Below are 20,429 nucleotides of genomic sequence, written 5' to 3'. Positions count from 1 at the left end.
ATATGTACGTGGTTGAACTGACCTTTGAGTGTTTTGATGACACAACGATCTCTGCTGTGGATCGCTCTGTAAATGGGTTGATGGATGCTTTGCGCTATAACGGACAAGTGTTAGGGCGTGAGTTTCCAATGGTAATGGGCGATGGAGTGTTTCACGTGCGCGCAGTGTGCCCAGAGAAAGATAGCCTAAACCCTAAATATCATAGCCCTCAGGTCGCGTTGAAAATACGTCAGTTGTCAGAGGCGTGTTTATTATCGCCGAAGTTAAAAGTGCTTGGGCGTGACATTAACTCGGAAGAAAGTGCTCAAGTAGAAGATCGTTCATGGCAGGTGATGTATACCACTTATGTGCACACATGCTCACCTCTTCGCTGCGGCGAAACACTATTGCCAATTCCGCTGTATCGCTTTCCCGCCACCTTTAATGGGGATCATAAGGCGGAAATTAAGTGGCAAACAGAGTGGCAGGCGTGTGACGAGATCCAAATGGCTGGCTCGTTCAAAGCAGAGCATGCGGCATTGGCTGAAATTCAGGATGCTGACAGCCTTTTGTTCCGAAAAGGCTGGGATATTCGTGGTCGCATTGAGTACATCACTAAGGTTCCGACGTATTATTATCAATATCGAGTCGGGGGTAAGGATGCAGAATCTGAACTGGCCAGAAAGTGCCCCAAATGTGGGGGGGATTGGTTATTAGAAGCCCCACTTCATGATGTATTCCACTTCAAGTGCGATAGTTGTCGTATCGTGTCTAACCTGTCGTGGGACTTTCAGTAACTAGCTGTTCGCCATAAGGTGTTGCTCTAGGGCTTCAAGCTTTGTAGTCAGCGCCTTTACTTGCTCTTCTAAAGCTTCGATTCTCTCATCGGAGCTTTTTTTACTCTCGACCAATTCAACCTTTGGTACTTTTCCATTTTTCTTCCAATGCTGAAGCGCACTAATGATCAATGGCATAGGAACGGGCTGAGTGAGTCGACTTTTGACGAGTGCAACGCTGGGATTTTTGCCTTCACGCAGAAGTGATTGAATGGCTTGCTCTAAAATTGGAGTGAAGTCAGTGCTCATGGTGCTATCCCTTTTCATCATACCGTTGTGGCTTGTCAAAATGTTCTTCGCTACACGGTACAGATGAATACAGGAAGTTTATCCCTTGCGCAACAGGGTATCGAGTATATCGATTTGCTCGGCCCAATCTGCATCTTGTGACTTGGCTTCGTCTAAGAATTGGCGTTGGCTCGTTGTCCAAAATGTTGCCGTTAGCAAATTGTCATCGTCTGACAAACCGTGCTCTTCGATAAATTTGCGAATATCAGCAGCGTCTGATGACAGACCTAATTGCTGAAATAGGTGTTCTAAATCGTGTTCGAATACTTCCATTGGCAATGCTCTTTCTGATGTTTTTAGAAAGTATAGAAGCTGGATGAGCAAGCTGTCCTTACCTCTTGTGAGAGATCTCTTACAAGCGAGTAGGATTATCCTGTTTTATTCCAAGTAATTCTCTCTGGTGTTTATTTTTAATCATTATTTTTCATGCAGTTAAGCAATTGCCTTGAGTGTTTGATTTAAAGTGAGAGATCGATCATTCATTCATGGCTTGTGCATAAATGTGGTTCGCGTAATCTTTGCGGTGTCGGAAGGATACTGACATACGGAACAGGAACTAACACCACGGACTTGGTTAGCTCAGGATGAGCAGGTAGCGCAAGGATTGTGTTACTAGCAAGGAATGCGGCATTAGGGACAAGGATGGAACGTAGCAGTAAATAGGATATTTACTGGTCAGGAAGACACTTAGGACAACCCAGGATGGGGGCTTAAGGAATCACTTCAGGATGAAGTAAAGGACACCCTCAGGAAGAGGATGAGAATCGAGACAGGATGACTCGACGGGTCAAGGTAAGACTGAAGGACACCTCCAGGACGGAGAGATAAGGATAGAGCTGAAGGATTCAGCCACTGATCATGGAATGATGCAGGGAGCACATTCGTAGCAGGATAGCTGCAAGTAAGACCTCAAGGGCACGACGAAAGTCGTGCCCGTTCTTTTTTCTGCGTTTTTTATTTCCTCGGTTTTGCCATTCAAGCCAGTCTTTTTCTTTTCTTTTCTTTTCTTTTCTTTTCTTTTCTTTTCTTTTCTTCTCTTCTTGAATACGCATACGATAACCTCAACGGTATATCTCTAATATATATGTTAAAAAACCTGAAATATGGCTACATAAGAGCAACGTTTTAGCGTAAAGCACTGCATATGGTGATAGAGACTTGAAAATACAGAATGTAATGTTTGTGGCAAACGCTCACTGGCTTGTGAGATATCTCTTACACGGGTGTGGGATTCTACTGTTTTCAGTGTGGAATACTGGAAATTAAAAAATATAAAAACATTTAAAAACAATTGGTTATGAATTTTTGTTTAATGTCGATCTCAAAGTGTGAGTTCAATCACTTTGAGGTTGGTTGTTTTGAAACTTGGTTCGCGTAATCTTTGCGGTGTCGGAAGGATACTGACATACGGAACAGGAACTAACACCACGGACTTGGTTAGCTCAGGATGAGCAGGTAGCGCACGGATTGTGTTACTAGCAAGGAATGCGGCATTAGGGACAAGGATGGAACGTAGCAGTAAATAGGATATTTGCTGGTCAGGATGACACTTAGGACAACCCAGGATGGGGGCTTAAGGAATCACTTCAGGATGAAGTAAAGGACACCCTCAGGACGAGGACGAGAATCGAGACAAGATGACTCGACGGGTCAAGGTAAGACCAAAGGACACCTCCAGGACGGAGAGATAAGGATACAGCTGAAGGATTCAGCCACTGATCATGGAATGATGCAGGGAGCACATTCGTAGCAGGATAGCTGCAAGTAAGACCTCAGGGCGCGACGAAAGTCGCGCCCGTTCTTTTTTCCGCGCCAAATAGATTTTTGCATTTACTTTTTTGTGTTTAAAAAATAGTCCCAAAAAACAAGGGGGTTAGTGAGAGACAACATCTTGTGTCACTAACAGGCACTTCCAGTAAGCGCTTACTCTTCTTGAATGGGATATGCTGGCATGTACACGTCTTGTAAGCGCATTCCCCGCATTGTGGCATAGCCCTGATAGCAATCGATGCCATTCACAGAAAACTCAAAATAATAGCGAGTTTGTATGTTAAGCGGGCCCTTTGGCCAGCCAAAACGATGGCTTCCTCGGGCAATGGAGATCAGCTGCACCTCTATTTGCTGGCACCGACGCTGAATAAATTGTTTTGCCAACTCACTTTGACGGCGCTGCTGCCAGAATAAACTGGCAGCAATAGCAATCACAATTATCCAGATTAAATCTGCGATCATGAAGAAGCCTTAACACGTTGCTGTAACTGCTGAACTGCGCTCATTAGTGCCTCTGATGCGCTGCCATGAAGCAAAGACAACACGTGCGGACGAAGCGTTGGGATCATCACCAGATCAGCGACCATTTGTTGGAAGAAAGCGTGGTCGTCTTGCTCGGCAACGGCGATAAGAAAAACGTCTAAAAGAAGTTCATCAGTGAGTGATTGCCAGCAGCGACCCGCTATCGCAATCAACATTTCGCGGTGTCTAAGAGCCGGAATCGCTAATAACTTCTCAAGCAGTGCACTTCTTGTTTCAGCGGGTGCGCCAGCTAAGGCTCGAACGTGAGCCGCCAGTAAAAACAGATCGGCTTCTTCTGCGCCCAACATTTCATTGATGCACTCTTCGATTCGCGACGCTAGTGCGTTCGGGATCTCACAGTGTTCTAAACACCCCAGCAATGCGTATTTGGGCGTGGTCGGCATGCTGCTAATGGCTTTGCGAATTCTCGTTGCATTGTTATGGCGATCCATTCTTGCACAAAGATCGGCTAGACCTTGTAGGCCAACACCTTGCCATTTATCCCAACCTAGCTCGCCGGACGTGTAATGCTGCGCATGGTCGTAATATTGACTGGCAGGTTGTTGCAACCGATCAGTCAGAAATGCATGGAACATGGCTTTTTTGTCATCTTGTGGCTTAAACGTGTATGGATTAGCCGCCAGTTTTTCTTGCTCTTCTTCTGTAGGATTTTTGTCGAGACGCGATCCCATCGCTGAAGCAACGTATTGGATGAAATCACCAAGTGCCGCTTGCTTAAGCAGCCCTCGCTCATCGAGTGGCATCTTCAAAAACCAAACCCAAGGGGCTTGATTAGGTTGCCAGAAGGCGATGCCCATTTGCGCGTGTTGTTGGGCGGGGTAGGGATAAGCCACTCGGTTTTCTTCGATGGCGATAAAATCCTTTTTGCTAATTTCAGCGACACGTCGGCTTAGATCGAAAGCGACAAATTCACAATTCGCCTGAGTAAAAATGGTGTGGAGAGAAAGCGTATTTTCCATGATAACTTCTAAATTTGCTTGCCGTCGTTGGCGGAGAGCGAAAGGCGAACAGTATACCAACCATCCCAATGAAACGGGGCTGGAAAGGTAACAGGCATTTTCACTGCGTGTTATGAATAATGATATGCTAGCGCCATATTGAAATTTCAACCCATGCAGCTAAAGAAGAGAACAATTCTATGAGCAAACACCAAGAAGTTGGGGAGCTACTCGCACAGTTGCAGCAAGCGCTTGAGCACCATGGGCATTGGCAAGAAACGTCGCCTTCACCTGAAGCTTTAGGGAGCAAAGAACCTTTTGCTATTGATACCCTGACATGTACGGAATGGTTGCAATGGATCTTCATCCCAAAAATGTGGTTCCTAACGGCGCATATGCACCCGCTTCCGGTTTCGTTTTCCATTTCGCCTTATGTGGAAGAGGCGCTTCAAGGTGTTAAAGGGCACGCTGACATTACGCGAGTATCTCAAGACATTGATACCCTTTTTCAAACTCCTTCTCAGTGATACCTAAGTAAGATGCAAACCGAATTAGAAATACTATATCGCGATGAATGGCTGATTGCCGTTAATAAGCCGTCTGGCATGCTGGTACATCGCTCTTGGTTAGACAAGGGAGAAACCCGTTTTGTGATGCAAACGCTGCGTGACCAAATTGGGCAGCATGTGTATCCATTGCATCGTTTGGATCGTCCAACGTCCGGTGTTTTGCTGTTTGCTTTGTCTTCTGAGATGGCATCACAAATGATGCCTAAATTTGCAGGGCGAGACATTCACAAAACCTATCATGCGATTGTAAGAGGGTGGATCAAGGAAGGTGCGACGCTCGATTATCCCTTAAAGGAAGAACTGGATAAAATTGCTGACAAGAAAGCCACCAAAGAGCCAGAAGCCAAAGAAGCCATTACGGAATATGAACCGCTCGCGTATGCGGAGCTACCGATCCCGATGGGACGTTATCAAAGTTGTCGATACACGTTGGTGGAGATGAAACCGCATACGGGTAGAAAGCACCAATTACGTCGGCATATGCACCATCTGAGCCACCATATTGTTGGGGATGTGAATCATGGTGATGGTAGACATAACCGATTATTTCGCGACGAATTTGAGTGTCATCAACTCCTTCTTCATGCATCACGCACGCAGTTTTCTCATCCTGTCACGGGAGAGGCGATCTTGATAGAAGCACAGGTCGATGCGGTTTGGCGACGAGTATTGGAAGGGCTGGGTTGGGACAGAGAGCTCTAAGGGCATAAAGCAGGACCTAGGATCCTAGGTCCTTTATTTTTATAACTTTTCTAGATCTGATTCGATCTCAGCGATCTTGCTGGCAACGACTTTCTCTAAGTGACGAAGATCTCGCAGGATTTTTTTCTTGGTATCCTGTTCGCCTTGCTCTTTTCTTACGATCTTATCGAGTTCATCAACAACGAGAGAAAGGCTACGGTTAATTTCTGTGACTTCGCGGAAGCGGCCACTTCCACTGTCGACCACGACGTTTTTACGTTGACGTGGGTATTTGAATTTCACACTTTTGGCGAACAGTTCGCCTTTTGCTTTGTGAAAGTAAATCTTCAGTGTGTCAGAGTTTGCCTCTTGACGAAGGGTATAGCGCTCTATGTTTTCTGGATGTTCAATACCGATATTCTGTAGATTCTGATACATAACTGCCTCTTTGCATACACACTGAATATGAGTTTATCTTTTCACTAGGTTCACTTTAGCAGCACCTTTAAAGCACACCCAATAGCACGACTGATCAATGTCTGAGACTTGTGGTTGAGATCGCCTAAAATGCTGAATGTGAGAGTAAATCCAGTTTCTTTCACCGCTAACTCGCGTCATTAATCGCATCAAACAATGCTTCTCGCAATGCTTGCTGCGCGTCTTCAGTCAGTGATTGTCTCTCACCATCTGTGACAATAAAAAAGTCTTCTGCTCGTTCACCAATGGTTGTGATTTTTGCCGCCTGTAACGAGACGTTTTGACGAGCAAGTACAGCGCCAACACGCGCCAGAAGCCCCGGTGTATCAAGGGCAACGAGTTCTAGTAAGGTGCGCCTGCCAGTTCGCGTTGGTAAAAACGTGACTTGGGTTTTTACATTGAAAGCCATGAGCTTTCGTGGTGCGCGACGCACTGGGATCGTAATGGCACCGTCTTGCATTAATGCGTTTGTGACGCCCTCACGGATTTTTTCATGCCGATCCAAGGAAATTGCATCGTTGTTGGCATCAAGTACCATAAAGGTATCTAGCGCAAAACCATCTTTACTGGTCATGATTTGTGCGTCTTGAACACTGAGGTTTTTCTTGTCCAAGGAAGCAACAACGCGGGCAAACAGGCTTGCCTTGTCTTGGCTGTAGACAAATATTTCTGTTCCACCACGGGTCGCATTCTTGCTAACTAGTACTAAAGGTTCATCGGTACCGTGATTCAATATGTGCTCGCTATGCCATGCGATTTGTTTGTGTGTGTGGCGCAAGAAATAATCCGCTTTGAATCGCTGCCAAAGCAGTTCAATATCACGTGGAGTATGACCATGTTTACGTAGCAACGCTGAAGCAAGGTGTTGATTGTGGCGGATACGTTCACGCATGTCCGGTGGGTTTTCAAGTCCACGACGAAGCGCTTTTTGCGTTGAGTAGTATAGCTCTGCAAGCAGTGTGCGTTTCCAACTGTTCCACAATTCTGGGTTGGTGGCGTTGATGTCGGCGACGGTTAAGCAGATGAGGTAATCGAGTCGCTCTTCGTCTCGTACCTTCTGTGCAAATTCAGTAATAACTTCTGGATCGTAGATGTCGCGACGTTGTGCGGTGACTGACATAAGCAGGTGATTGCCGACTAACCAGCTGACCAAGTTGGCCTCTGGACGCGAAAAATCATGCTCAATACAAAATGCGTAGGCCTCTTCGGCCCCAATGACAGAATGATCACCACCGCGTCCCTTACCAATATCGTGGAACATTGCGGCGAGCAGAAGGAGTTCTGGCTTGGCGAGGCGAGGGTAAACATCACAACAAATCGGGTGCTTATCGCGATTCTCTTCTTGAGAGTAGCTGTTGATGTGTTTTAAGAGGCGTATGGTGTGCTCATCAACCGTATATGCGTGGAAAAGATCAAACTGCATTTGACCAACAATTTGACTCCATTGCGGCAAATAGGCTGATAACACACCGTGCTTGTGCATGAGCGAAAAGGCTTTGTGCAGTGCATTGGGGTGGCGCGTCAGGTCAATGAACTTTTCTTTGGCTTCGGGAACATCACACAAAAAGCGATTAAGGCGACGACGCGCTGTACGTAATTGACGAAGCGTGGGGGCTGAGATGGACTCTATCGATTTGTCGTTGGCAATGTGCAAAAACATATCAATGATGGTTTCAGGCCTTGCTTGGAAGAGGGCTGGCTTACGCGCTTCAATCTGTCTGCCTCGTCGCTGAAAGTCATCACTGAGTACTTCTATTTTTTTGCTGTTAGGTTCATCCTGTATGGCGATTTCGAACAAACGGATGAGCATTTTGTTTAGTTCCGAGACGCGCCCCAGCGTTCGGTAGAAATCTTTCATCATTAGCTCAATGCCACGATTACCATCACCTTTATAACTGAGGGTTTCCGCAACAGAGGGTTGGTGTGAAAACGTTAGGCGATTGTCGTAACGGCGAAGCTCAAGGTGCAGGGCAAATCGAATGCGCCACAGCATGGTTTGGCATTCATCCAGTTCGCGAAATTCAGCGTCCGTTAAGAAACCATATTTGCTCATCTCGCGCAGGCTTGTCGCGCCAAAGTGACGGCGAGCTATCCAACTGAGTGTATGGATGTCGCGAAGTCCACCAGGACTTGATTTAATATCGGGTTCTAAGTTGTAAGCGGTATCGTGATAACGAGCGTGACGCTCTTTCTGCTCTTTAACTTTTGCATCAAAAAACTTGGCGCTTGGCCAAAATTGCTCAGAATGTATTTGCGTTTTTAGCTCATGATAAATACGTTCGCCACCGCACAACAGTCGCGCTTCTTGTAAGTTAGTGGCAACTGTCAGGTCGTCTAAACCTACGTCGATGCATTCTTTCAGTGTTCGCACAGCATGCCCCACTTCGAGCTTGAGATCCCAAAGTAAAGTGACAAATTCACTGATGCGCCTCTGATAATCTTTATCAATACCCCCTTCACTGAGTATCAATAAATCAATGTCTGATAGCGGGTGCAGTTCTCTGCGACCGTATCCACCTACGGCGACAAGCGCAAGGTTAGGATGTCGATGAAAGTTGAAGTGTTGCCACAGCCGAGCGAGGAGGTCGTCAAAATAATCTGAGCGTTGATAGACCAGATCATTCACCGATACGTTGTTCAAAAACGCGGTTTTTTGGCTTTCACCAAAAAGCACCAGCTGGTTTTTAAGTTCAACTAGGTTGAGTTGCTCATCAGTAAGCTCGGTTGGGGCGCACAAAACGTCGTTCATTTTCTTCCTTGAATCTTGCCAAAATAAAAAGTCGGCACGAAGGCCGACTTTTTTAAAATTTACGCATTATTTAGTATTCGAGGCAGCTTTTCATCGCTGCGCAGAGTCAAGATTTCACATCCAGTCTCTGTCACTAAAATGGTGTGCTCCCATTGTGCCGATTTTTTCTTATCAGCGGTGTAAACCGTCCAGCCATCATTGTCGTCCAATTCAGTGTTGAATTTTCCGGCGTTAATCATAGGCTCGATGGTGAAACACATACCTGCTTTGATTTGTGTGCGGTCACTGTTTTTGTAGTGCACCACTTGCGGCTCTTCATGAAACTCTGCGCCAATGCCATGGCCACAGTAATCTTTCACGATTGAGTATCGCTTCGGGCGATTTTTGATGAATTTTTGGATCTCTGTACCCAGATCACCAATACGAGCACCTGGTTTTACTTTTTTAAGCGCTTGGTAAAGGCTTTCCTGAGCGACATGACAAAGTGCTTTGTCTTCGGCAGAAACGTCACCAACAAGGAACATTTTTGACGTGTCACCATGGTAACCATCTTTGATCACTGTGATATCAATATTGATGATGTCGCCATCTTTCAGTACATCGCCTTCGCTTGGAATGCCGTGACAAACAACGTGATTGATTGACGTACAAATTGACTTAGGAAAGCCGTGATAATTGAGCGGCGCAGGGATCGCGCTTTGCGTTTCAGTGATGTATTTGTGGCAAATGTCATCCAACTCTTTCGTTGAAACGCCGACTTGTACATGCGGCTCGATCATCTCTAGCACGTCAGCAGCAAGGCGACCAGCCTCGCGCATTTTTTCGATTTCTTCAGCTGATTTTATCGTGGCGCTCATTGCTTTCTCTCAGTTGGCTCCCTTCTAAAACACGAGGGAGGAATGGAATGCTATCGCTACATATTATCAATCGCATCGCCTTGTGGAAACCTTACTCTCAAGCAGAGGTGCTTTTTTATGCTGGATTATAGGGTGCTTTTCATGGTATAAAGCGCGCCGAAATACGCCATCTTGGTTAATCTGAATTTCAGGTTCTATGCTGGTGGTTTCACTAAATACAATTTAACTAACTCACACACATATCGACACATGCTCCGGGGTGCCCTTTACGGGTCGGATGTATGGGATATGTGGAGGCCTAACCCCGAGAGGAATTATAATGGCTACTGTTTCAATGCGCGACATGCTTAAAGCTGGTGTTCACTTTGGTCACCAAACCCGTTACTGGAACCCTAAGATGAAGCCATTCATCTTTGGTGCACGTAACAAGGTTCATATCATTAACCTAGAAAAAACTGTACCAATGTTCAACAAAGTACTTGGCGAACTGACTAAAGTTGGTGAGCGTAAAGGTAAAGTACTTTTCGTTGGTACTAAGCGTGCCGCTAGCGAATCTGTTAAAGCAGCAGCTGAAAGCTGTGATCAGTACTACGTGAACAACCGTTGGTTGGGCGGTATGCTGACTAACTGGAAAACTGTTCGCCAGTCAATCAAACGTCTTAAAGAGCTAGAAGTACAATCTACTGATGGTACTTTCGAGAAGCTGACTAAGAAAGAAGCTCTGATGCGCACCCGTGAGATGGAAAAACTTGAAAAATCTCTGGGCGGTATCAAGAACATGGCTGGTCTTCCAGACGCTCTGTTCGTAATCGATGCTGATCACGAGCACATTGCTATTAAAGAAGCAAACAACCTGGGTATTCCAGTGTACGCGGTAGTTGATACCAACTCTGACCCAGATGGCGTTGATTTCGTTATCCCAGGTAACGACGATGCAATCCGCGCAGTTCAACTGTACCTGAACGCTGCTGCACAGTCTTACACTGAAGGCCGTAGCCAGGACATCGTAGCTCAAGCTGAAGACGAGCTAGTTGAAGTCGCTGAGTAATACAATTGCTCCTTGTGAGCGTTCTTAGCCATCAGGCTGTCATGAACGGCACTGTAAGCTAAGTAGGTTAGCAGGGGCCCATATTAGGCCCCTGATTTTTACCCAAAAGTTTCGAATCGAGGAATGAACAATGGCAACTGTTACCGCTGCCCTGGTTAAAGAACTGCGTGAGCGTACTGGCGCAGGTATGATGGAATGTAAAAAGGCGCTTGTAGAAGCAAACGCTGACATCGAACTAGCAATCGAAAACATGCGCAAAAGTGGCGCTGCGAAAGCTGCTAAGAAAGCAGGTAACATCGCAGCCGAAGGCGCTATCATCATCAAAGATGCTGATGGTGTTGCAGTATTGGTTGAAGTTAACTGCCAAACTGACTTCGTTGCTAAAGATGGTAACTTCTCTGCATTCGCTAACGAAGTTGCTGAAGCAGCCCTAGCGTCTAAAGCGACTGTTGAAGAACTGCAAGCGCAATTCGAAGAAGCACGTATCGCTCTAGTGACTAAGATCGGTGAGAACATCTCTATCCGTCGTGTTCAATACGTTCAAGGCGCATCTATTGCTTCTTACCGTCACGGCGAGCGCATTGGTGTTGTTGTTGCTGGTGAAGGCGACGCAGAAGTTCTTAAGCACGTAGCTATGCACGTTGCTGCTTCTAAGCCAGAATTCGTTACTCCAGAAGACGTACCAGCTGACGTTGTTGCTAAAGAGCAACAAATCCAAGTTGAAATCGCGATGAACGAAGGCAAGCCTCAAGAAATCGCTGAGAAAATGGTTGTTGGCCGCATGAAGAAATTCACCGGCGAAGTTTCTCTAACTGGTCAACCATTCATCATGGAACCTAAGAAATCTGTTGGCGAATTCTTGAAAGAGAAAGGCGCGTCAGTTTCTAGCTTTGTTCGCCTAGAAGTAGGTGAAGGTATCGAAAAAGCTTCTGGCATGAGCTTCGCTGAAGAAGTTGCTGCTGCTCAGAAAGGTTAATCCTTTCTAGAGAACCCAAAAGACCGCAGAATCCTGCGGTCTTTTTACAATCCCATCCGTATAAGTAAGTGCCTAAAGGTCGTGAGCATGACTACAAACCCAAAACCAGCTTATCAACGAATTTTGCTTAAATTGAGCGGCGAAGCGCTGCAAGGAAAAGAAGGCTTCGGTATTGACCCAGCCGTTCTGGACCGCATGGCGCAAGAAATTAAAGAACTTGTTGAGCTTGGCGTACAAGTTGGCTTGGTTATCGGCGGTGGTAACCTATTCCGTGGTGCAGGTCTTGCAGAAGCGGGTATGAACAGGGTTGTGGGCGACCACATGGGTATGCTAGCAACCGTGATGAACGGTCTGGCAATGCGTGATGCGTTGCACCGTGCCTATGTGAACGCGAGGGTAATGTCTGCAATCCCTTTGCAGGGCGTGTGTGACAGCTACAACTGGGCTGAAGCCATTAGCCAGCTTCGCAATGGTCGCGTGGTGATTTTCTCTGCAGGTACCGGTAACCCATTCTTCACCACTGACTCAGCTGCGTGTCTACGCGGTATTGAAATCGAGTCAGACATCGTGATTAAAGCTACAAAGGTTGATGGTGTGTTCACTGATGACCCAGCGAAAAACCCTGATGCGGAGCTTTACAGCCACCTGACTTACCAAGACGTGCTGGAAAAAGAACTGAAAGTGATGGACTTAGCTGCCTTTACTTTGGCACGTGATCACAAGATGCCGATGCGTGTATTTAACATGAATAAGCCAGGTGCTTTGCGCCGAGTTGTGATGGGTGAGCAAGAAGGCACACTAATTAATAACGGTTAATCTAATTTAATGGCATAATCCGTGAATTAGAAAAAGAATTTTCAAGGATACTCTCGTGATCAATGAAATTAACGCAGATGCGAAAGAACGCATGCAGAAAAGCGTTGAAGCGCTGAAGAATACTCTGTCTAAAATCCGTACAGGTCGTGCACACCCTGCACTTCTCGATGGTCTGTCTGTCGAATACTACGGTGCACCGACCCCTCTGAAGCAACTAGCTTCTATCGTTGCTGAAGACTCACGCACACTTGCTATCACTGTTTTCGATCGTTCAATATCGCAAGCTGTTGAAAAAGCAATCATGAGCTCAAGTTTGGGCTTGAACCCAATGTCTGCAGGTGCAGTCATTCGCGTTCCACTACCACCATTAACTGAAGAGCGTCGTCGCGACCTCGTTAAGATCGTTCGTGGTGAAGCTGAAGGCGGTCGCGTTGCAGTACGTAATATTCGTCGTGATGCGAACAGTGATTTGAAAGGTCTTCTAAAAGAGAAAGACATTTCTGAAGATGATGAGCGTCGTGGTCAAGACGACATTCAAAAGCTGACAGACGCAGCAGTAAAAGATATTGACGCGATTCTTGAAGCGAAAGAAAAAGAGTTGATGGAAGTCTAATTCCGGCTACACTCTGATTCCATTGCCAAAGCGCTGTGCTAGCAGTACAGCGCTTTTTATTTGCGAAGGATAATGATGAGCTCCCAATCCTCCTGTCTAGAGATAGATCCTAGCCTGCTTCCAAAACACATTGCCGTCATTATGGACGGAAATGGCCGTTGGGCAAAAGCGCGCGGTAAAGCCCGAATGTTTGGGCATAAGGCCGGTGTTGATGCAGTTCGAAAAACGGTTTCTACTGCCAATCGCCTAGGTATACAAGTACTAACCCTGTTTGCGTTCAGCAGTGAAAACTGGCGTCGTCCTGAAGAAGAAGTCAGCCTATTGATGGAGCTTTTTGTCACGGTTTTAGGACGTGAAGTAAAACGCCTTCACAAAAATGGTGTACGGCTCAAGGTAATCGGCGATAAGTCGCGATTTAGTCAGTCGTTACAAGATAAGATTGCATCGGCAGAAGCGATGACTGCGAACAACCGCGGACTCACTTTGAACGTGGCCGCTAACTACGGCGGACAATGGGATATATTACAAGCAGTTCAAAAATTGGCGGGTCAAGTTGAGCGGGGAGAGATTCCACCGCAACAGTTGACCGAAGCCGATATTCAAGCACATCTAACAACAGCGTTTATGCCTGATGTTGATTTGATGATTCGAACCAGTGGAGAGTGCCGCATCAGTAACTTTATGTTGTGGCAGGCAGCTTATGCAGAGCTGTATTTTACTGAACAGTTTTGGCCCGACTTCGATGAGACTAGTCTTACCGAAGCCATCGCTTGGTTTATCAACCGTGAGCGCCGTTTTGGCTGCACCGGTGAACAAATTAAGGCCATGTTACAAGTAGAAAAATAGAGGGTTTCGTTTGCTGAAACAACGTGTCTTAACGGCTTCTGTGTTAGCGCCATTAGTTATCGCAGGTATCTTCTTTTTGCCGTTCCAACTTTTTATCATTGCCGTGGCTGGTGTTACCCTGCTTGGTCAATGGGAATGGACTAAATTTGTCGCAACGTCTTCTCGTCTGGGGGCTTTTTTCGTGCCCGCAGCGGTGCTTCTTAGCTCGGCGTTTTTATTGCCACTGTCAGAATTAGGAATGAATTTATCCACCTTCAATGCAGGCGCGATTGCGTTAATCGGTGCACTGTGGTGGTTAGTGGCAACCGGTATGGTTTTGAAGTACCCCAAAGCAACAGGGTGGTGGGCTAACAGTGTACCGTTACAACAGGTTTTTGGCGTATTAACGCTGATCCCCTTTCTGTGGAGTGTACTGTTACTTCGTGCTTATCACTATGAGCTTGACCCTTTTCTCGGTGCCAAATTGGTATTGACCGTTTGTCTGCTCGTTTGGGCGGCGGATACGGGGGCATATTTTTCAGGTAAGCGCTTTGGAAAACGTAAAATGGCACCCTCTGTTAGCCCGAATAAAACCGTTGAGGGTCTTATTGGTGGTTTGATAGCCTCGGTTGCCGTCACTCTTGTTGCGGCGAACTACTTTTCGATTCCATTTTCTTCACTTCCTATGCTTGGCGTCGTCGCCTTGGTGACATCATTTGCCTCCGTACTAGGTGATCTTGCTGAAAGCATGTTTAAACGAGTGGCTGGCGTGAAAGACAGTGGCAGTATTCTCCCCGGTCACGGTGGAATACTGGATAGAATCGACAGCCTAACCGCTGCCTTTCCTGTTTTCACTGTATTGTATTTCTGGTTGGCTTAAATCATTCACCGGCTCTCAGCCGGTGAATCGCCTTTCTACCAGACGAAACAATGATTAGAGTTTTCTATGCGTAATTTAACGATTCTTGGTGCAACTGGTTCAATTGGAACGAGCACGCTCGCCGTAGTTGAAAAAAATCCTTCTGCGTACCGTGTGTTTGCGCTTTCCGCGAATGCCAATGTCAACGAAATGCTTCTACTATGTTTGAAGTGGAGCCCTAAGTTTGCGGCAATGGCAGATGAGAGCGCAGCAAAGTCTTTGCGCTTGGCGTTAGTGAATCAAGGGTCGAAAACAGAAGTATTAAGCGGCATCGAAGGTTTATGTGCGATTGCTGCGCATGACGAGGTCGATACCGTGATGGCTGCCGTTGTTGGCGCAGCAGGCTTGATGCCTACCATGGCGGCCGTTAAAGCGGGTAAGCGTATTTTACTTGCGAACAAAGAAGCCTTGGTCATGTCAGGTCAGTTTTTCATTGACGCAGTGCATCAGTATGGTGCGGAACTACTGCCAGTCGACAGTGAACACAATGCGATTTTTCAGTGTCTTCCTTCTTCCATTCAAGCGAAACCAGGTATTTGCGATTTGGCGTCTGAAGGTGTCAGTAAGATTTTGCTGACAGGCTCAGGTGGCCCATTCCGTTACACCGATATTGATGTTTTGGCGTCGGTTACCCCAGCACAAGCAATTGCTCATCCTAATTGGTCGATGGGACCCAAAATCTCAGTAGATTCCGCCACTATGATGAATAAAGGGCTGGAGTATATTGAAGCGCGTTGGCTGTTTAATGCTAAACGAGAACAGCTTGATGTGATTATTCATCCGCAGTCGGTGATTCATTCTATGGTCCAGTATCGCGATGGTTCTGTATTGGCACAGATGGGTCATCCAGATATGTGTACGCCGATAGCGTATGCTATGGCCTACCCTAATCGAATTGATGCAGGTGTGAAGCCGCTCGACTTTAGTGAAGTCGGGGAGTTTACCTTTTTGAAACCCGATTTTGATCGTTACCCTTGCCTGAAACTTGCCATTGAGGCGTGTTACGTTGGCCAAGCCGCCACCACCTCACTAAATGCGGCGAACGAAGTAGCAGTCGAAGCATTTCTAGGTGGCAAGATTGGATTTATGCAGATTGCCGAGATTAATGATGCTGTGCTACAACGTGCTGAGCTGGTGGAGCCATCAAGCATGGAATGTTTACTTGAAATTGATACTAAGGCGCGTGAAATGGCACAAGACTGTATGACGGGGTTCACTCGATGAGCGGTATTCTTTGGAATTTACTCTTTTTCATCGTTGCGCTCGGTATCTTGGTTGCTGTGCATGAGTACGGGCACTTTTGGGTCGCTCGCCGATGTGGCGTGAAAGTGGAACGTTTCTCTATCGGCTTTGGTAAGGCGATTTGGCAACGAGTCGGCAAAGATGGCACTGAATACACCATAGCAATGATACCGCTTGGCGGTTATGTCAAAATGCTCGATGAGCGTGTTGACGATGTGCCACCCGAACAAAAAGACATGGCATTTAATAATCGCCCATTGTGGCAACGCAGTGCTATCGTGGCTGCGGGGCCTTTTGCTAATTTCATATTTGCCATCGTGGCCTATTGGCTGGTCATGGTCATGGGCGTACCTGCAATAAAGCCTGTGATTGGTGAGGTAGCTCCCCAATCTATTGCTGCGCAGGCCGGATTAGAGAGCGGCATGGAACTTACTGCCGTATCTGGTATCCAAACGCCTGATTGGGAGTCTGTTAACTTACAGCTCATTTCGCACATTGGTGATGACGAAATGACGTTGTCGGTGATGCCAAATGCGAGCGCAGGTTACACTGTCGATAAATCGCTGGATTTGGCGACTTGGTCTTATGACCCAGAGTCTCAATCAGCGTTGCGTACATTAGGATTAACGCCTTATTCACCAGAGATCACCAACGTGATCGCACAGGTTGTAGAAGGAAGTGCTGCAGAGCATGCGGGGTTACAAGTTGGTGACAAACTCGTCTCTGTTGATGGTGAGCCTGTTGATGATTGGAATGTGGTCGTCAATGTTGTCCGAGCTCATCCAGATTTAGTACTGCCTATTGCGATTAACCGAGATGGACGCGATATGATGCTTTCACTTACTCCGAATAGTCGCGAGCAAGGGGATAAGCAAGTTGGTTACGCAGGTTTCGCCCCACAAGTTGGAGAGTGGCCTGAAACGTACCGTCTTACATTGCAGTATGGCCCATTGGAAGCCATTCCTGCCGCCATGGATAAAACGTGGCAGGTGGTGGTGCTGACTGCACAAATGATCAAAAAGTTATTCACGGGCGATGTGGCAGTGAAAAACTTGAGTGGCCCTATTTCAATCGCCAAAGGTGCAGGGATGACCGCAGACTTCGGTCTGGTATATTTTCTCGGTTTTCTCGCGCTGATTAGCGTGAATTTAGGCATTATAAATCTGTTACCGTTACCGGTTCTTGATGGCGGACACCTGTTGTTTTTTGGTGTCGAAGCCATAACACGCCGCCCCGTTTCTGAACGTGTGCAGGATATGGGATATCGGGTTGGTTCAGCCATTATCGTAGTACTGATGGCCGTGGCGTTATTTAACGATTTTGCCCGACTATAAATCAGCGTTTAGCAAGGACACTCAGAGCAGCAATGGCGATGAAAAAACTTTTACTGGCCTCTCTTCTTCTTTCTAGTTCTGTTACGGCCGATGAGTTCGTAGTAGAAGACATTCGATTTGAGGGGCTCCAGCGAGTCAGTCTCGGTGCGGCGTTGCTTTCGATGCCCGTGCGAGTTGGCGACAATATCGATGAAGGCGATGTATCAGGGATCATAAAATCCTTATTTTCGTCAGGGAACTTTGAAAACGTTCGAGTCTTCAGGGATGGCGATGACCTTTTAGTGAAGGTGATTGAGCGACCAACTGTCGCGAGTATTTCGTTTTCAGGAAACTCAGCGATCGAAGATGAACAGCTTTCGGAGAATCTCTCCGCATCAGGCTTACGGGTTGGTGAGGCGCTTGATCGCACCACGCTTTCAAATATTGAAAAGGGACTTGAAGACTTCTACTACAGCGTGGGTAAGTATAACGCGTTGGTCAACGCTGTTATCACTCCACTTCCGCGTAATCGTGCTGACGTCAAGTTTGTCTTCACTGAAGGGGTGTCTGCCACTATTCAGCAGATAAACTTCATTGGCAACACAGTGTTTAGCGACGAAGAGCTTAAAAATAATTTTAAGTTGCGTGCGGACGTGCCTTGGTGGAACTTTCTCGCCAATGAACAGTATCAAAAACAAGTGTTAGCTGGAGATTTAGAAAGCCTACGCTCGTTTTACCTCAACCGTGGCTATTTGAAATTCCGCGTTGATGCGACAAACGTCTCTATTTCGCCTGATAAAAAGGGCGTGTATATCACTCTTAACATCGACGAAGGTCAGCCTTACACAGTGTCTGACGTCAATGTCCGTGGTGGGAAGGACAGCTCAGCATTTGCATCACTCGTCCCGTTTGAAGACGGAGAAGTCTACAGCGGTGAAAAAGTGACGCGTTTGGAAGATGAGATTAAGCGTGCACTAGGCGAGCAAGGTTATGCCTACCCTCAAGTCGCCACCATTCCTGAATTTAATGACGATGCTAATACCGTTGCATTAAACGTGAATGTCGATCCGGGCAAGCGTGTTTATGTTCGCAACATCAAGTTTTCTGGTAATCAGATCACTCGTGATGAGGTGCTACGCCGAGAAATGCGTCAGATGGAAGGCTCGTGGCTAAATGCGAAGTCGGTTGAAACCAGTAAAGAGCGTCTTAACCGTCTAGGTTTTTTCGAAACCGTTGATGTTCGCACAACCCGTGTTCCTGGTACGGATGATCAGGTCGATGTAGAGTATTTCGTCAAAGAGACCAACTCGGGCAGTGTTAACTTTGGTATTGGTTACGGTACTGAATCAGGCATTAGCTTCCAAGCGGGTTTACAGCAAGATAACTTCGCAGGTTCCGGTAATCGTTTTGGTATCAATGCCATGATTAACGATTATCAAAAAAACCTGACACTGGATTATCGCGACCCTTATTGGACACTTGATGGGATCAGTTTGGGCGGTAAGATCTTCTATAACGAGTTTGAAGCATCAGACGCAAACATTGTCGATTATACCGACAAAAGTTACGGAACTAGCCTCACGTGGGGTTTCCCATTTGATGAGCTGAACTACTTCGACTTCTCGATTGGCTACACCCATCGCCAAATTGAAAATCTGGGTGGTTATTATCAAATCCAGAAATTCCTCGACTCGATGGGAGATAATGTGACTGATGACAGCGGACTCGAAGTCGATGACTTTGATTGGTCTGTTAGCTGGAGTCGCAATAACCTCAACCGAGGTTTCTTCCCAACTGCCGGTAATTATCAAAGAGCATCTTTCCGCATGACGGTACCGGGGTCTGATGCCCAGTACTTCAAAGCACAATACGATGTAAGACAGTATGTGCCTTTGACAGAGTCACACAGCTTCTCGCTGCTCATGCGTGGCCGCCTGGGTTACGGTAATGGCTATGGTAAGAACGATGAGAACGAGTACTTGCTACCGTTTTATGAAAACTTTTATGCAGGTGGTTACTCAACACTGCGTGGTTTCCGTTCGAACACTGCTGGTCCTAAAGCGGTATACGACCAAGGTGCTGGCAATAATCCAGCGTTGGTTGGTAGTAACGACTCTGTGGGTGGTAATGCCATTGCATTGGCAAGTGTCGAGTTAATTGTGCCAACGCCGTTTGTATCCATTGAAATGAAAAACTCGATTCGAACGAGTGTGTTTGTTGATGCAGCATCGGTATGGGATACCGAGTATGACTTAGATAACGCTCGTGTTATCAGTGGGCAAGAATACATTTACGATTATAGCGATCCAAGCAACTATCGTGCGTCTTATGGCGCAGCGATTCAATGGCGCTCTCCAATGGGGCCATTGGTATTCTCATTGTCAAAGCCTATCAAGAGCTATGAGGGTGACGATGAGGAGTTCTTTACCTTTACAATTGGCCAAACGTTCTGATTTTCAATATTAGGAGAATAGATTGAAACCTACTATCAAAGCGGCAGGCCTGTGCCTAGCCATGTTCAGTGCTTCCGTGTTTGCGTCTGCAGCTGAGGCGGCTCAAAAAGTTGGCTACGTTGCGACAGGTCCTGTGCTGGCGCAAATGGCAAAGCAAAGTAACGTGAGCGAGAATCTGCGCAAAGAATTTAAAGATCGCATCGCTGAAGTGGAGCGTTTGGAAAGCAAATTGCAAAAAGGTGTTGAAAAACTGAAGCGTAATGGCGAGCTGATGAGTGATAGCGAACGCACTAAGCTTCAACGCCAACTACAATCTTATGATGCAGACTACAAACTTAAAGTCGGCAATCTTAAAGAAGATGAGCGTAAACGTAGCGCTGAAGAACAACGCAAATTGGTAGAAAAACTGCAAAAGGCCATCGCACGTCTTGCGGAAAAAGAAGGCTATGACATGGTGCTAGATCGCCAAGCCGTTTTGTATGCAAGCCCGAAAGATGACCTGTCAGAGAAAGTACTGAAAGCAGTCAAATAAGTAAG

21 protein-coding genes are annotated in these 20,429 nt (G+C 46.6%); 13 read left to right on the top strand and 8 right to left on the bottom strand.

What is annotated here, in order from left to right; genetic code table 11:
* Window positions 1-2 precede the first annotated feature (2 nt).
* Window positions 3-776, top strand: a complete 774-nt coding sequence (locus L4D06_RS20895) for a Zn-ribbon-containing protein (RefSeq protein WP_274166036.1) — start codon at window positions 3-5, stop codon at window positions 774-776.
* On the opposite strand, the gene L4D06_RS20890 is transcribed toward L4D06_RS20895, so the two are convergent.
* From L4D06_RS20890 to L4D06_RS20870, 5 genes are all read right to left on the bottom strand, one after another.
* A complete protein-coding gene (locus L4D06_RS20890; RefSeq protein WP_274166037.1) occupies window positions 777-1,064 on the bottom strand; it encodes a hypothetical protein in 288 nt (95 codons plus the stop codon). It abuts the gene before it with no gap.
* A gap of 78 nt (window positions 1,065-1,142) precedes the next feature.
* Window positions 1,143-1,376 (bottom strand): DUF2789 family protein, encoded by a 234-nt coding sequence (locus L4D06_RS20885; protein WP_274166038.1) that lies wholly within the window; start codon window positions 1,374-1,376, stop codon window positions 1,143-1,145.
* Window positions 1,377-1,948: 572 nt separating this feature from the next.
* Window positions 1,949-2,155: a hypothetical protein gene (locus L4D06_RS20880; protein WP_429741118.1), complete on the bottom strand. Its 207-nt coding sequence runs from the start codon at window positions 2,153-2,155 to the stop codon at window positions 1,949-1,951.
* An 871-nt stretch (window positions 2,156-3,026) separates the two neighbouring features.
* A complete protein-coding gene (locus tag L4D06_RS20875) occupies window positions 3,027-3,335 on the bottom strand; it encodes a DUF3301 domain-containing protein (protein WP_274166039.1) in 309 nt (102 codons plus the stop codon).
* Complete coding sequence (locus L4D06_RS20870; protein ID WP_429741116.1) at window positions 3,332-4,375, bottom strand: DUF3549 family protein; 1,044 nt, start codon at window positions 4,373-4,375, stop codon at window positions 3,332-3,334. The genes L4D06_RS20875 and L4D06_RS20870 overlap by 4 nt, the downstream gene beginning before the upstream one ends.
* A 179-nt stretch (window positions 4,376-4,554) precedes the next feature.
* Here L4D06_RS20870 and L4D06_RS20865 point away from each other — a divergent pair, with 179 nt between their 5' ends.
* Complete coding sequence (locus tag L4D06_RS20865; RefSeq protein WP_274166041.1) at window positions 4,555-4,881, top strand: YqcC family protein; 327 nt, start codon at window positions 4,555-4,557, stop codon at window positions 4,879-4,881.
* 12 nt (window positions 4,882-4,893) lie between these two features.
* Window positions 4,894-5,625, top strand: coding sequence for a tRNA pseudouridine(65) synthase TruC (gene truC, locus L4D06_RS20860; RefSeq protein ID WP_274166042.1), 732 nt, complete (start codon window positions 4,894-4,896; stop codon window positions 5,623-5,625).
* 39 nt (window positions 5,626-5,664) lie between these two features.
* Here truC and L4D06_RS20855 read toward each other — a convergent pair whose 3' ends face one another.
* From L4D06_RS20855 to map, 3 genes are all read right to left on the bottom strand, one after another.
* Window positions 5,665-6,042, bottom strand: a complete 378-nt coding sequence (locus L4D06_RS20855) for a DUF3461 family protein (protein ID WP_274166043.1) — start codon at window positions 6,040-6,042, stop codon at window positions 5,665-5,667.
* 166 nt (window positions 6,043-6,208) lie between these two features.
* Entirely contained in the window at window positions 6,209-8,830 is a 2,622-nt protein-coding gene (gene glnD, locus L4D06_RS20850; protein WP_429741113.1) for a bifunctional uridylyltransferase/uridylyl-removing protein GlnD, read from the bottom strand.
* Between the two features lie 59 nt (window positions 8,831-8,889).
* Complete coding sequence (gene map, locus L4D06_RS20845) at window positions 8,890-9,687, bottom strand: type I methionyl aminopeptidase (RefSeq protein WP_274166045.1); 798 nt, start codon at window positions 9,685-9,687, stop codon at window positions 8,890-8,892.
* 319 nt (window positions 9,688-10,006) lie between these two features.
* On the opposite strand from map, the gene rpsB reads away from it, so the two are divergent.
* The 10 genes from rpsB (at window position 10,007) to L4D06_RS20795 (ending at window position 20,424) form a co-directional block, all read left to right on the top strand.
* On the top strand, window positions 10,007-10,735 hold the full coding sequence (gene rpsB, locus L4D06_RS20840) for a 30S ribosomal protein S2 (protein WP_028024348.1): 729 nt from the start codon (window positions 10,007-10,009) through the stop codon (window positions 10,733-10,735).
* A gap of 130 nt (window positions 10,736-10,865) precedes the next feature.
* Window positions 10,866-11,711: a translation elongation factor Ts gene (tsf, locus tag L4D06_RS20835; RefSeq protein ID WP_274166046.1), complete on the top strand. Its 846-nt coding sequence runs from the start codon at window positions 10,866-10,868 to the stop codon at window positions 11,709-11,711.
* An 87-nt stretch (window positions 11,712-11,798) separates the two neighbouring features.
* Window positions 11,799-12,527 carry a UMP kinase gene (pyrH, locus tag L4D06_RS20830; RefSeq protein WP_016958018.1) on the top strand — a complete coding sequence of 243 codons (729 nt, stop codon included), beginning with the start codon at window positions 11,799-11,801 and terminating at the stop codon, window positions 12,525-12,527.
* A 55-nt stretch (window positions 12,528-12,582) separates the two neighbouring features.
* On the top strand, window positions 12,583-13,140 hold the full coding sequence (gene frr, locus L4D06_RS20825; RefSeq protein ID WP_028024345.1) for a ribosome recycling factor: 558 nt from the start codon (window positions 12,583-12,585) through the stop codon (window positions 13,138-13,140).
* A 75-nt stretch (window positions 13,141-13,215) separates the two neighbouring features.
* Window positions 13,216-13,986: an undecaprenyl pyrophosphate synthase gene (gene uppS / locus L4D06_RS20820; RefSeq protein WP_274166047.1), complete on the top strand. Its 771-nt coding sequence runs from the start codon at window positions 13,216-13,218 to the stop codon at window positions 13,984-13,986.
* 10 nt (window positions 13,987-13,996) lie between these two features.
* On the top strand, window positions 13,997-14,845 hold the full coding sequence (locus L4D06_RS20815; protein ID WP_274166048.1) for a phosphatidate cytidylyltransferase: 849 nt from the start codon (window positions 13,997-13,999) through the stop codon (window positions 14,843-14,845).
* Window positions 14,846-14,911: 66 nt separating this feature from the next.
* Window positions 14,912-16,108 carry a 1-deoxy-D-xylulose-5-phosphate reductoisomerase gene (gene ispC / locus L4D06_RS20810; protein ID WP_274166049.1) on the top strand — a complete coding sequence of 399 codons (1,197 nt, stop codon included), beginning with the start codon at window positions 14,912-14,914 and terminating at the stop codon, window positions 16,106-16,108.
* Window positions 16,105-17,460: a sigma E protease regulator RseP gene (rseP, locus tag L4D06_RS20805; RefSeq protein WP_429741109.1), complete on the top strand. Its 1,356-nt coding sequence runs from the start codon at window positions 16,105-16,107 to the stop codon at window positions 17,458-17,460. Before ispC ends, rseP begins: the two co-directional genes overlap by 4 nt.
* 32 nt (window positions 17,461-17,492) lie before the next feature.
* Window positions 17,493-19,892 (top strand): outer membrane protein assembly factor BamA, encoded by a 2,400-nt coding sequence (gene bamA / locus L4D06_RS20800; protein ID WP_274166051.1) that lies wholly within the window; start codon window positions 17,493-17,495, stop codon window positions 19,890-19,892.
* 22 nt (window positions 19,893-19,914) lie between these two features.
* Window positions 19,915-20,424: an OmpH/Skp family outer membrane protein gene (locus L4D06_RS20795; protein ID WP_274166052.1), complete on the top strand. Its 510-nt coding sequence runs from the start codon at window positions 19,915-19,917 to the stop codon at window positions 20,422-20,424.
* The last annotated feature ends 5 nt before the right edge of the window (window positions 20,425-20,429 follow it).

This window comes from Enterovibrio makurazakiensis (assembly GCF_050336585.1).
Lineage (GTDB): Bacteria > Pseudomonadota > Gammaproteobacteria > Enterobacterales > Vibrionaceae > Enterovibrio > Enterovibrio gelatinilyticus.
Note: the sequence above shows the minus strand (reverse complement) of the source record. Positions and strands in the feature narration are given on the sequence as shown.

Bases quoted from the DNA above. Each gene is read 5' to 3' on its own strand.
- tsf (WP_274166046.1), top strand. From the start codon at position 10,866: ATGGCAACTGTTACCGCTGCCCTGGTTAAAGAACTGCGTGAGCGTACT.
- ispC (WP_274166049.1), top strand. From the start codon at position 14,912: ATGCGTAATTTAACGATTCTTGGTGCAACTGGTTCAATTGGAACGAGC.
- L4D06_RS20880 (WP_429741118.1), bottom strand. From the start codon at position 2,155: ATGCGTATTCAAGAAGAGAAGAAAAGAAAAGAAAAGAAAAGAAAAGAA.
- L4D06_RS20895 (WP_274166036.1), top strand. From the start codon at position 3: ATGTACGTGGTTGAACTGACCTTTGAGTGTTTTGATGACACAACGATC.
- pyrH (WP_016958018.1), top strand. From the start codon at position 11,799: ATGACTACAAACCCAAAACCAGCTTATCAACGAATTTTGCTTAAATTG.
- bamA (WP_274166051.1), top strand. From the start codon at position 17,493: ATGGCGATGAAAAAACTTTTACTGGCCTCTCTTCTTCTTTCTAGTTCT.
- L4D06_RS20870 (WP_429741116.1), bottom strand. From the start codon at position 4,375: ATGGAAAATACGCTTTCTCTCCACACCATTTTTACTCAGGCGAATTGT.
- L4D06_RS20865 (WP_274166041.1), top strand. From the start codon at position 4,555: ATGAGCAAACACCAAGAAGTTGGGGAGCTACTCGCACAGTTGCAGCAA.
- truC (WP_274166042.1), top strand. From the start codon at position 4,894: ATGCAAACCGAATTAGAAATACTATATCGCGATGAATGGCTGATTGCC.
- L4D06_RS20855 (WP_274166043.1), bottom strand. From the start codon at position 6,042: ATGTATCAGAATCTACAGAATATCGGTATTGAACATCCAGAAAACATA.
- L4D06_RS20885 (WP_274166038.1), bottom strand. From the start codon at position 1,376: ATGGAAGTATTCGAACACGATTTAGAACACCTATTTCAGCAATTAGGT.
- L4D06_RS20890 (WP_274166037.1), bottom strand. From the start codon at position 1,064: ATGAGCACTGACTTCACTCCAATTTTAGAGCAAGCCATTCAATCACTT.
- rpsB (WP_028024348.1), top strand. From the start codon at position 10,007: ATGGCTACTGTTTCAATGCGCGACATGCTTAAAGCTGGTGTTCACTTT.
- glnD (WP_429741113.1), bottom strand. From the start codon at position 8,830: ATGAACGACGTTTTGTGCGCCCCAACCGAGCTTACTGATGAGCAACTC.
- map (WP_274166045.1), bottom strand. From the start codon at position 9,687: ATGAGCGCCACGATAAAATCAGCTGAAGAAATCGAAAAAATGCGCGAG.
- uppS (WP_274166047.1), top strand. From the start codon at position 13,216: ATGAGCTCCCAATCCTCCTGTCTAGAGATAGATCCTAGCCTGCTTCCA.
- rseP (WP_429741109.1), top strand. From the start codon at position 16,105: ATGAGCGGTATTCTTTGGAATTTACTCTTTTTCATCGTTGCGCTCGGT.
- L4D06_RS20875 (WP_274166039.1), bottom strand. From the start codon at position 3,335: ATGATCGCAGATTTAATCTGGATAATTGTGATTGCTATTGCTGCCAGT.